The sequence below is a fragment of the Pseudomonas meliae genome (assembly GCF_001400515.1).
Taxonomy (GTDB): domain Bacteria; phylum Pseudomonadota; class Gammaproteobacteria; order Pseudomonadales; family Pseudomonadaceae; genus Aquipseudomonas; species Aquipseudomonas amygdali.
The window spans coordinates 1-11,457 of record NZ_LJQT01000217.1 but is presented as its reverse complement, the minus strand read 5'-3'; the positions used below and the strand labels follow the sequence as shown (position 1 = coordinate 11,457).

9 protein-coding genes are annotated in these 11,457 nt (G+C 58.8%); 8 read left to right on the top strand and 1 reads right to left on the bottom strand.

The window, feature by feature from the left end:
• Positions 1–107 precede the first annotated feature (107 nt).
• From nuoG to nuoN, 8 genes are read left to right on the top strand one after another with little or no spacing between them, the layout of a single operon-like run.
• Positions 108–2,825 carry an NADH-quinone oxidoreductase subunit NuoG gene (gene nuoG, locus ALO64_RS09610; RefSeq protein WP_044344603.1) on the top strand — a complete coding sequence of 906 codons (2,718 nt, stop codon included), beginning with the start codon at positions 108–110 and terminating at the stop codon, positions 2,823–2,825.
• Positions 2,822–3,829, top strand: a complete 1,008-nt coding sequence (gene nuoH, locus ALO64_RS09605) for an NADH-quinone oxidoreductase subunit NuoH (protein ID WP_044344602.1) — start codon at positions 2,822–2,824, stop codon at positions 3,827–3,829. The genes nuoG and nuoH overlap by 4 nt, the downstream gene beginning before the upstream one ends.
• Before the next feature lie 11 nt (positions 3,830–3,840).
• Complete coding sequence (nuoI, locus tag ALO64_RS09600; RefSeq protein WP_002554018.1) at positions 3,841–4,389, top strand: NADH-quinone oxidoreductase subunit NuoI; 549 nt, start codon at positions 3,841–3,843, stop codon at positions 4,387–4,389.
• A gap of 10 nt (positions 4,390–4,399) precedes the next feature.
• Positions 4,400–4,909 (top strand): NADH-quinone oxidoreductase subunit J, encoded by a 510-nt coding sequence (gene nuoJ / locus ALO64_RS09595; protein WP_004659468.1) that lies wholly within the window; start codon positions 4,400–4,402, stop codon positions 4,907–4,909.
• On the top strand, positions 4,906–5,214 hold the full coding sequence (gene nuoK / locus ALO64_RS09590) for an NADH-quinone oxidoreductase subunit NuoK (RefSeq protein ID WP_002554020.1): 309 nt from the start codon (positions 4,906–4,908) through the stop codon (positions 5,212–5,214). The genes nuoJ and nuoK overlap by 4 nt, the downstream gene beginning before the upstream one ends.
• Positions 5,211–7,064 carry an NADH-quinone oxidoreductase subunit L gene (gene nuoL, locus ALO64_RS09585; RefSeq protein ID WP_004665699.1) on the top strand — a complete coding sequence of 618 codons (1,854 nt, stop codon included), beginning with the start codon at positions 5,211–5,213 and terminating at the stop codon, positions 7,062–7,064. The genes nuoK and nuoL overlap by 4 nt, the downstream gene beginning before the upstream one ends.
• Positions 7,065–7,103: 39 nt before the next feature.
• Positions 7,104–8,636 (top strand): NADH-quinone oxidoreductase subunit M, encoded by a 1,533-nt coding sequence (nuoM, locus tag ALO64_RS09580; RefSeq protein ID WP_002554022.1) that lies wholly within the window; start codon positions 7,104–7,106, stop codon positions 8,634–8,636.
• Between the two features lie 7 nt (positions 8,637–8,643).
• Positions 8,644–10,113, top strand: coding sequence for an NADH-quinone oxidoreductase subunit NuoN (gene nuoN, locus ALO64_RS09575; RefSeq protein WP_002554023.1), 1,470 nt, complete (start codon positions 8,644–8,646; stop codon positions 10,111–10,113).
• A 56-nt stretch (positions 10,114–10,169) separates the two neighbouring features.
• Here nuoN and ALO64_RS09570 read toward each other — a convergent pair whose 3' ends face one another.
• Positions 10,170–11,234 (bottom strand): AI-2E family transporter, encoded by a 1,065-nt coding sequence (locus ALO64_RS09570; RefSeq protein WP_044344601.1) that lies wholly within the window; start codon positions 11,232–11,234, stop codon positions 10,170–10,172.
• Positions 11,235–11,457: the final 223 nt, after the last annotated feature.

The following is an 11,457-nucleotide window of genomic DNA, read 5'->3' as shown; positions in this document are numbered from 1 at the left end:
CTGCCGTCCTCGTACCTGCTGACGCCCTCCGGGCTGAACGATACGGGTACTACCGAGATTCCATTAGCCACGCCCGCTGACAACGGGCCAACGAAGACCTTTGAACCATGGCTACTATTCACGTAGACGGCAAAGCGCTCGAAGTCGATGGTGCAGACAACCTGTTACAGGCATGTCTGTCGCTGGGCCTCGATATCCCTTATTTCTGCTGGCACCCTGCCCTTGGCAGCGTTGGCGCCTGTCGCCAGTGCGCGGTCAAGCAGTACACCGACGAGAACGACACACGCGGTCGTATCGTCATGTCCTGCATGACGCCAGCCACCGACAACACCTGGATCTCAATCGAAGATGAAGAGTCCAAGGCCTTCCGGGCCAGTGTTGTCGAATGGCTGATGACCAACCACCCGCACGACTGCCCGGTCTGTGAAGAAGGCGGTCACTGTCACCTGCAGGACATGACCGTGATGACCGGGCACAACGAGCGCCGTTATCGCTTCACTAAACGTACTCACCAGAATCAGGAGCTGGGGCCGTTCATCGCGCATGAGATGAACCGTTGCATCGCCTGTTATCGGTGCGTACGTTTCTATAAAGACTACGCAGGCGGCACTGACCTGGGCGTTTACGGCGCTCACGACAATGTTTACTTCGGTCGCGTTGAAGACGGCACACTGGAAAGCGAGTTCTCCGGCAACCTCACCGAGGTCTGCCCGACCGGTGTGTTCACCGACAAGACCCACTCCGAGCGCTACAACCGCAAGTGGGACATGCAGTTCTCGCCAAGCATCTGCCACGGTTGCTCCAGCGGCTGCAACATCAGCCCAGGTGAGCGTTACGGTGAATTGCGCCGTATCGAAAACCGCTACAACGGCTCGGTCAACCAGTACTTTCTCTGCGACCGCGGCCGTTTCGGCTACGGCTACGTCAACCGCACAGACCGTCCACGTCAGCCACTGCTCGCTGAAGGCCAGGTCAAACTGAGCCTTGACGAAGCACTGGACAAGGCAGCGGACCTGCTGCGCGGCCGTAACATCGTCGGTATCGGCTCTCCTCGCGCCAGCCTCGAAAGCAACTACGCACTGCGTGAACTGGTCGGAGCCGAGCATTTCTACAGCGGTATCGAAGCCGGTGAGCTGGAGCGTATCAGGCTGATCCTCAAGGTCCTGAACGATAGTCCGCTGCCGATCCCGACCCTGCGTGACATCGAAGATCACGATGCCATTTTCGTGCTCGGCGAAGACCTGACCCAGACCGCTGCACGTATGGCCCTGGGCCTGCGTCAGGCCGTCAAGGGCAAGGCTGAAGACATGGCTGCGGCGATGAAAGTCCAGCCGTGGCTCGACGCTGCCGTGAAGAACATTGGCCAGCACGAACTTAACCCGCTGTTCATTGCCAGCCTCGCCGAGACTCGTCTCGACGATATCGCAGAAGAATGCGTGCACGCTGCACCTGACGACCTGGCTCGCATCGGTTTCGCCGTTGCCCATGCACTGGACGCCAGCGCCCCGGCCGTAGAAGGTCTGGACAGCGAGGCGCTAGAACTGGCGCAACGTATTGCCGATGCCCTGCTCGCGGCCAAACGTCCGCTGATCATTTCCGGCAGCTCGCTGGGTTCGACAGCGCTGATCGAGGCGGCGGCAAACATTGCCAAGGCCTTGAAGCTGCGTGACAAGCAAGGCTCCATCAGCCTGATCGTGCCGGAAGCCAACAGCATGGGTCTGGCGATGTTTGGTGGCGATTCTGTCGATGCCGCCCTGCAAGCAGTGATTTCCGGTCAGGCCGACGCCATCGTGGTACTGGAAAACGATCTGTATCGCCGTGTAGACGCCAAAATTGTCGACGCTGCGCTGAGCGCTGCGAAAGTCGTGATCGTCGCCGACCACCAGAAAACCCCGACCAGTGATCGTGCGCATCTGGTTCTGCCCGCTGCCAGCTTCGCTGAAGGCGACGGCACGCTGGTCAGCCAGGAAGGCCGCGCTCAGCGCTTCTTCCAGGTGTTTGATCCGACCTACCTGGATGCCAGCATTCTGGTTCACGAAGGCTGGCGCTGGTTGCGTGCCCTGCGCGCCACCTTGCTGAGCAAGCCGGTCGACTGGACGCAACTCGATCACGTCACCGAAGCCTGCGCCAGCAGCACCCCGCAACTGGCGGGTATCGTCAACGCTGCGCCGTCTGCCTCGTTCCGGATCAAGGGCCTTAAACTGGCTCGTGAACCACTGCGTTACAGTGGTCGCACGGCGATGCGCGCCAACATCAGCGTACATGAGCCGCGCACCTCGCAAGACATCGATACAGCCTTCTCCTTCTCCATGGAAGGTTATTCAGGTTCCGCCGAACCTCGTCAGCAAGTGCCGTTCGCCTGGTCTCCGGGTTGGAACTCGCCGCAGGCCTGGAACAAATTCCAGGACGAAGTCGGTGGCCACTTGCGCGCTGGCGACCCGGGCACACGCCTGATCGAAAGCCAGGGCGACGGTCTGTCATGGTTCTCCAGCGTGCCACGTGCGTTCTCTCCAGAGCGCGGCACCTGGCAGGTCGTGCCGTTCTTTCATCTGTTCGGCAGCGATGAAACTTCGTCTCTGGCCGCTCCGGTTCAGGAACGTATCCCGCAGGCTTATGTAGCGCTGGCCAAATCCGAAGCCGATCGCCTGGGTGTCAACGATGGTGCCCTGCTTTCCTTGAGCGTTGGCGGTGAATTGCTGACCTTGCCGTTGCGCATCAACGAAGAACTGGGCGCGGGCCTTGTGGCATTGCCGTCCGGGCTGCCAGGCATTCCGCCAGCGATCTTCGGCAAGTCAGTTGACGGTCTGCAGGAGGCAGCGCAATGACCTGGTTTACCCCTGATGTGATCGACGCAATCATTGCGGCCGTCAAAGCCATTGTCGTGCTACTGGCCGTGGTGGTCTGCGGTGCGCTGCTGAGCTTTGTGGAACGTCGTTTGCTGGGTTGGTGGCAAGACCGTTATGGTCCGAACCGAGTAGGCCCGTTCGGCATGTTCCAGATTGCAGCCGACATGCTGAAAATGTTCTTCAAGGAAGACTGGAATCCGCCGTTCGCCGACAAGGTGATTTTCACCCTGGCCCCCGTTGTTGCAATGAGCGCCTTGTTGATTGCCTTCGCAGTCATCCCGATTACCCCGACATGGGGTGTGGCGGACCTGAACATCGGTCTGCTGTTCTTCTTCGCCATGGCGGGTCTGTCGGTGTATGCGGTGCTGTTCGCCGGCTGGTCGAGTAATAACAAGTTCGCCCTGCTGGGCAGCCTGCGTGCTTCGGCACAAACCGTATCCTACGAAGTGTTCATGGGCCTTGCGCTGATGGGCATCGTGGTTCAGGTCGGTTCGTTCAATATGCGTGACATCGTTGAATATCAGGCGCAGAACCTGTGGTTCATCATTCCGCAGTTCTTCGGCTTCTGTACATTCTTCATCGCGGGTGTTGCGGTGACTCACCGCCACCCGTTCGACCAACCGGAAGCCGAGCAGGAACTGGCTGACGGCTACCATATTGAATATGCCGGCATGAAATGGGGGATGTTCTTCGTGGGCGAATACATCGGGATCATCTTGATCTCGGCGCTGCTGGTCACGCTGTTCTTCGGTGGCTGGCACGGCCCGTTCGACATTCTGCCATCGCTGGCATTCTTCTGGTTCGCCTTGAAAACCGCGTTCTTCATCATGCTGTTCATCTTGCTGCGCGCTTCCATCCCGCGCCCGCGTTATGACCAGGTCCTGGATTTCAGCTGGAAGTTCTGTCTGCCGCTGACCCTGATCAATTTGCTGGTGACTGCTGCGATTGTGTTGTTGAACACACCGGCAGGCTCGGTTCAGTGAGGATTTGACCCATGTTCAAATATATTGGTGACATCGTTAAGGGTACAGGTACCCAGTTGCGCAGCCTGGTCATGGTCTTCGGCCACGGCTTCCGCAAACGCGACACCCTGCAATATCCCGAAGAACAGGTATATCTGCCGCCCCGCTACCGTGGCCGCATCGTTCTGACCCGCGACCCCGACGGCGAAGAGCGCTGCGTAGCCTGCAACCTGTGTGCAGTGGCATGCCCGGTCGGCTGTATTTCGCTGCAGAAGGCCGAGACAGAGGACGGACGCTGGTACCCGGACTTTTTCCGCATCAACTTCTCGCGCTGCATTTTCTGCGGCCTGTGTGAAGAAGCGTGTCCGACTACCGCAATCCAGCTTACGCCGGACTTCGAGATGGCCGACTTCAAGCGTCAGGATCTGGTGTACGAGAAGGAAGATCTGCTGATCTCTGGTCCCGGCAAGAACCCTGACTACAACTTCTATCGCGTTGCCGGTATGGCCATCGGCGGTAAGCCCAAGGGCTCCGCACAGAATGAAGCCGAGCCGATCAACGTCAAGAGCTTGCTGCCTTAAGGAAGTAAAGATGGAATTCGCTTTCTACTTCGCATCCGGTATCGCTGTTGTGTCAACCCTGCGGGTGATCACCAACACGAATCCGGTGCATGCCCTGCTCTACCTGATCATCTCGCTGATCGCTGTGGCCATGACTTTTTTCAGCCTCGGTGCGCCGTTTGCCGGTGTGTTGGAAGTCATTGCCTATGCGGGCGCGATCATGGTCCTGTTCGTGTTTGTGGTGATGATGCTGAACCTCGGCCCAGCCTCGGTTCAGCAAGAGCGTGCATGGCTCAAACCCGGCATCTGGATTGGTCCGGTGATTCTCGGCACGCTGTTGCTGGCCGAGTTACTGTACGTACTGTTCGCCAATCCAACCGGCGCTGCAATCGGTCACACCACAGTCGACGCCAAGGCGGTCGGCATCAGCCTGTTCGGGCCTTATCTGCTGGTGGTGGAACTCGCCTCGATGCTGCTGCTTGCTGCAGCCGTCACGGCATTCCATCTGGGCCGCAACGAGGCCAAGGAGCCAAGCCAATGAATGCTATCCCTCTTGAGCACGGTCTGGCGGTCGCCGGGGTCCTGTTCTGCCTGGGTCTGGTCGGCCTGATGGTGCGCCGTAACATTCTCTTCGTTTTGATGAGTCTGGAAATCATGATGAACGCCTCTGCACTGGCGTTCGTAGTTGCCGGCAGTCGTTGGGCGCAACCGGATGGGCAGGTCATGTTCATCCTGGTGATCAGCCTTGCGGCAGCCGAGGCCAGTATCGGCCTGGCGATCCTTATGCAACTGTATCGCCGCTTCCACACTCTCGATATCGATGCTGCCAGCGAGATGCGCGGATGAATCTTCTCTTTCTGACTTTCGTATTCCCCCTCATCGGTTTTCTGCTGCTGTCGTTCTCTCGCGGACGCATCTCGGAAAACCTCGCGGCGCTGATTGGCGTCGGCTCTATCGGCCTGTCAGCCATTGTCACGGCCTGGGTCATCTGGCAGTTCAACGTGGCACCACCGGAAGGTGGTCACTACACCCAGGTGCTGTGGCGCTGGATGGACGTTGATGGCTTCCAACCCAACTTCGCGCTGTATCTGGACGGTCTGTCCGTCACGATGCTGGGCGTAGTGGTTGGCGTCGGTTTCCTGATTCACCTGTTTGCGTCCTGGTACATGCGCGGTGAAGCGGGCTACTCGCGCTTCTTCTCCTACACCAACCTGTTCATTGCCAGCATGTTGTTCCTTGTTCTGGGCGACAACCTGCTGTTCCTCTACTTCGGTTGGGAAGGTGTGGGCCTGTGCAGCTACCTGTTGATCGGTTTCTATTACAGCAACCGTAACAACGGCAACGCAGCACTCAAGGCATTTATCGTTACGCGTATCGGCGACGTGTTCATGGCCATAGGCCTGTTCATCCTGTTTCAGCAATTGGGTACGCTCAATGTGCAGGAGTTGCTGGTCAAGGCACCGGAGCACTTCAAAGTCGGCGATTTCTGGATCGTGCTGGCAACGTTGATGCTGCTGGGCGGTGCTGTCGGTAAATCGGCACAACTGCCACTGCAAACCTGGCTGGCAGATGCGATGGCCGGTCCTACACCGGTTTCGGCACTGATTCACGCAGCAACCATGGTTACCGCGGGCGTCTACCTGATTGCGCGGACTCACGGCCTGTTCGCACTGGCACCGGACATACTGCATCTGGTCGGCATTGTCGGCGGCGTGACGCTGGTTCTGGCGGGTTTCGCCGCACTGGTGCAGACCGACATCAAGCGTATCCTCGCCTACTCGACCATGAGCCAGATCGGTTACATGTTCCTGGCATTGGGCGTAGGCGCATGGGAAGGCGCGATTTTCCACCTGATGACACACGCCTTCTTCAAGGCGCTGCTGTTCCTGGCTTCCGGTGCGGTGATCGTTGCCTGCCATCACGAGCAGAACATCTTCAAGATGGGCGGCCTTTGGAAGAAACTGCCATTGGCCTATGCCAGCTTCATCGTCGGCGGTGCAGCACTGGCTGCCCTGCCGCTGTTGACGGCAGGCTTCTACTCCAAGGATGAAATTCTCTGGGAAGCATTCGCCAGCGGTAACAATGGCCTGTTGTATGCCGGTCTGGTGGGCGCGTTCATGACGTCGCTGTACACCTTCCGTCTGATCTTCATCGCGTTCCACGGTGAAGCCAAGACCGAAGCACACGCAGGTCACGGTATCGCTCACTGGTTGCCGCTGTCGGTACTGATCGTGCTGTCGACGTTCATTGGCGCGCTGATCACCCCGCCACTGGCAGGTGTTCTACCGCAGAGCGTCGGCCATGCCGGTGGCGAAGCCAAACACAGTCTGGAAATCGCCTCTGGCGCCATCGCCCTGGCCGGTATCCTGCTGGCAGCGCTGCTGTTTCTCGGCAAGCGCCGCCTGGCGACGGCTATCGCCAACAGCGCTCCGGGCCGTTTCCTCTCGGCCTGGTGGTTCGCGGCATGGGGCTTCGACTGGATCTACGACAAGCTGTTCGTCAAGCCGTATCTGGCAATCAGCCATGTACTGCGTAGTGATCCGTTCGACCGCACCATCGGCTTGATCCCACGTCTGGTCAAAGGCGGTCATGACACCATGAGCCGCACCGAGACCGGCCAGTTGCGTTGGTATGCTGCCTCGATCGCCGTGGGTGCCGTTCTGGTACTCGGTGCCGTCGTTCTGGTTGCGATCTGATATGAACCTTGCGAATTTGCGAAAGGAATTGAGCCCGTCATGATTCTGCCCTGGCTAATCCTGATCCCCTTCATAGGCGGCCTGCTGTGCTGGCTAGGTGAGCGCTTCGGCTCTACCCTGCCGCGCTGGATTGCGTTGCTGACAATGACCCTGGAACTGGTTCTCGGCCTCTGGCTGTGGGCTACCGGCAACTTCGGCTACGCGCCGGTGCCGGGTGCCGATCCGACCTGGACCCTGGAATTCCACCACCCGTGGATCACCCGCTTCGGCATCGACGTGCATCTGGCACTCGATGGCCTGTCTTTGCTGATGATCCTGCTGACCGGCCTGCTCGGCGTGTTGTCGGTACTGTGCTCGTGGAAGGAAATCCAGCGCAAGGTAGGCTTCTTCCACCTGAACCTGATGTGGATTCTGGGCGGTGTGGTCGGCGTGTTCCTGGCCATCGACCTGTTCATGTTCTTCTTCTTCTGGGAAATGATGCTGGTGCCGATGTATTTCCTCATCGCGCTCTGGGGTCACAGTTCTTCGGATGGGAAGAAAACCCGTATCTACGCAGCCACCAAGTTCTTCATCTTCACTCAGGCCAGCGGCCTGATCATGCTGGTGGCGATCCTGGGTCTGGTGCTGGTGCACTTCAATCAGACCGGCGTGATCACCTTTGCCTACGCCGACCTGCTGAAGACCAAACTGGCACCGGGTACCGAATATATCCTGATGCTGGGCTTCTTTATTGCCTTTGCCGTGAAGCTGCCGGTGGTGCCGTTGCACTCCTGGCTGCCGGATGCGCATGCCCAGGCACCGACTGCAGGCTCCGTCGACCTGGCGGGTATCCTGCTGAAGACGGCGGCTTACGGTCTGCTGCGCTTTGCCCTTCCGCTGTTCCCCAACGCATCGGCCGAGTTCGCACCGATTGCAATGACGCTGGGCCTGGTCGGTATCTTCTACGGCGCTTTCCTGGCGTTTGCCCAGACCGATATCAAGCGCCTGATCGCGTTCTCCAGCGTCTCGCACATGGGCTTTGTACTGATCGGCATCTACTCCGGCAGCCAGCAAGCGCTGCAAGGCGTACTGATCCAGATGATCGCCCACGGCCTGTCGGCTGCGGCACTGTTCATTCTCAGTGGTCAGCTGTACGAGCGCCTGCATACTCGTGACATGCGCGAGATGGGCGGCCTGTGGTCGCGTATCGCCTACATCCCGGCCATCAGCCTGTTCTTTGCCGCCGCCTCTCTGGGTCTGCCGGGCACTGGTAACTTCGTAGGTGAGTTCCTGATTCTGCTGGGCAGCTTCGCCAGCTCACCATGGATCACGGCGATCGCTACCTCCGGCCTGGTGTTCGGCTCTGTCTACTCGCTGATCATGATCCACCGCGCCTACTTCGGCCCGTCGAAGTCCGACGAGGTTCTGAAGGGCATGGACGGACGTGAAATGATCATGGTGCTGGGCCTTGCGGTGTTGCTGGTCGTGCTCGGGGTTTTCCCGCAGCCGTTCCTCGACACATCGGCAGCGACCATGCACGGCGTGCAGCAATGGCTAGGCACTGCCTTCACTCAACTCGCTTCGGCCCGGTAAGAGCGCTATGGACCTGACGATTCAACACTTTATTGCGCTTGCGCCACTGCTGATCACCAGCCTCACCGTTGTAGTGGTGATGCTGGCGATCGCATGGCGCCGCAATCACTCGCAAACGTTCCTGCTTTCAGTAGCAGGTCTCAACCTGGCCCTGCTGTCGATCTATCCGGCACTGAAAGTTGCCCCACTGGTCGTGACACCACTGCTGCACATCGATAACTTTGCCTGCCTTTACATGGCAATCATCCTTGCCTCTACCCTGGCCTGTGTGACCATGGCACACGCCTATCTGGGTGACGGCAAGGCTGGGTATCCAGGCAACCGTGAAGAGCTTTACCTGCTGATCCTGCTGGCGGCTGCCGGTGGTCTGGTGCTGGTCAGCGCTCAACACCTGGCCGGGCTGTTCATTGGTCTGGAGCTGCTCTCGGTGCCGGTCTACGGTCTGGTGGCGTATGCCTTCTTCAACAAGCGCTCGCTGGAAGGCGGCATCAAGTACATGGTGCTATCGGCTGCAGGTTCAGCGTTCCTGCTGTTCGGCATGGCGCTGCTGTACGCAGAAGCCGGCTCGCTGAGCTTCGAGGGCATTGGTAAAGCCATTGCCGCGACAGGGATGCCAAGCCCGATTGCCAGCCTGGGTCTGGGCATGATGGTTGTGGGCCTTGCATTCAAACTGTCGCTGGTGCCTTTCCACCTGTGGACACCGGACGTCTACGAAGGCGCTCCTGCGCCGGTAGCGGCCTTCCTGGCTACGGCCAGCAAGGTGGCAGTGTTTGCCGTGCTGGTGCGTCTGTTCCAGATTTCACCGGCAGCCAGCAGTGGCGTACTGCATGACGTGCTGGCAGTCATCGCCGTAGCGTCGATCCTGGTCGGCAACCTGTTGGCGCTGACTCAGACCAACCTCAAGCGTCTGCTGGGCTACTCCTCCATCGCCCACTTCGGTTACCTGATGATTGCGCTGGTGGCCAGCAAAGGCATGGCGGTCGAGGCGATTGGTGTCTATCTGGCAACTTACGTGCTGACCTCGCTAGGCAGCTTCGGTGTGATCACCATGATGTCTTCGCCTTACAGCGGACGTGATGCCGATGCGATGTTCGAATACCGCGGGCTGTTCTGGCGTCGTCCGTACCTGACGGCAGTCATGACCCTGATGATGCTGTCGCTGGCAGGTATCCCGCTTACCGCAGGCTTCATCGGCAAGTTCTACATCATTGCCACCGGTGTCGAGTCGCAACTGTGGTGGCTTATCGGAGCACTGGTGATCGGTAGCGCCATTGGCGTGTTCTATTACCTGAGAGTGATGGTCACCATGTATCTGGTCGACAACAAGCTTCCACGCCACGATGCAGCGATCAACTGGGCGCAGCGCACTGGCGGCGTTATGCTGCTGGCCGTCGCGATCCTGACATTCGTGCTGGGTGTGTACCCGCAACCGCTGCTCGATCTGGTGGTCAATGCCGGTCTGCATGTAGCAGGCTGATCATCCAGAAACAAAAAACCCTGCCATTCAGCAGGGTTTTTTTTGTCTCTGGAAAACTAGCCCGGCAGCTTCATCGGCTTCTTGGCACCGCTGAACAAACCCCAGCTGGAGATGAACAGCGCAGCCACCAGAGGCCCTATCACAAAGCCGTTCAGACCAAAGACCGACATACCACCCAGCGTTGAAATCAGGATCAGGTAGTCCGGCATTTTCGTGTCCTTGCCCACCAGGATCGGACGCAGCACGTTATCCACCAGACCGATCACGAAAACACCGAACAACCCCAGCACTACACCTTGCCAGATCATGCCACTGAGCAGGAAGTAGACAGCCACTGGCGCCCAGACAATCCCCGCCCCTACAGCGGGCAACAGCGACAGGAAGGCCATGATCACCGCCCACAGCAACGCACTCGGGATGTCCAGCGCCCAGAAGATAAAACCGCCCAGCGCACCTTGCGTTACCGCGACCACGACGTTGCCCTTGACCGTGGCACGTACCACTCGAGTGAACTTGAGTTGCAGACGACGCTTCTGCTGTTCGCCCAACGGAAAGGCCGTACGTATCTTGCGTACCAACTCCTGCCCATCTCGCAGGAAGAAGTACAGCAGGTACAACATGATGAACACGCTCACCACGAAATCGAAGGTGCCCTGCCCGAAGCTGAACGCTTGAGTCGCCAGATACTGACTGCCCTGCATTGCCCCTTTGGTGATCTTGTCGCGCAATCCTTCAAGATCGCCCATGCCCAGTCGGTCGAGCAGTGCCTGGATCGAATGCGGCAGCAGGTCCTTGAACTCGGCGAGATAACCGGCGATATCCAGTTGCCCGGTCTCGACATTCTTGTACAGCGTGGTGCCCTCCTGAACCAGCAAGGCGCTGATGACGATCACTGGCAGAATCGCAATCACCAGACAGATTGTCAGGGTGCACAGGGAGGTAAGGTTGCGTGACCAGTTGAACTTGATCTGCAACCTGCGCTGCACAGGCGCAAAGATGATCCCGAGAATGACCGCCCAGAATACTGCGCCGTAAAACGGCAGCAGAATCCATATGAAGGCAATGGTGACCAGCGCCAATAGCATAATGAGGGTTTTGTATTGCAACGTGGTTTCGTTCATGTCCTGTCCATGTCAGTAGACCGCGCCTCGCGCCCGGTCTAGAGCTTAGTCAGCACTTGAACGTACGAGTGCCATCTTCTATGAAGGCAATATGACCGCGATGGCAGGCGCAGGCTGTTGCGGACATCATCGCCCCTGCCACGCAGGCATCAGACACGGAACTGGCCGACCAGACTGTCAAGGCGCGAGCCCAGTTCGGCAAGGCTGTGAACCGCCCCGGGTT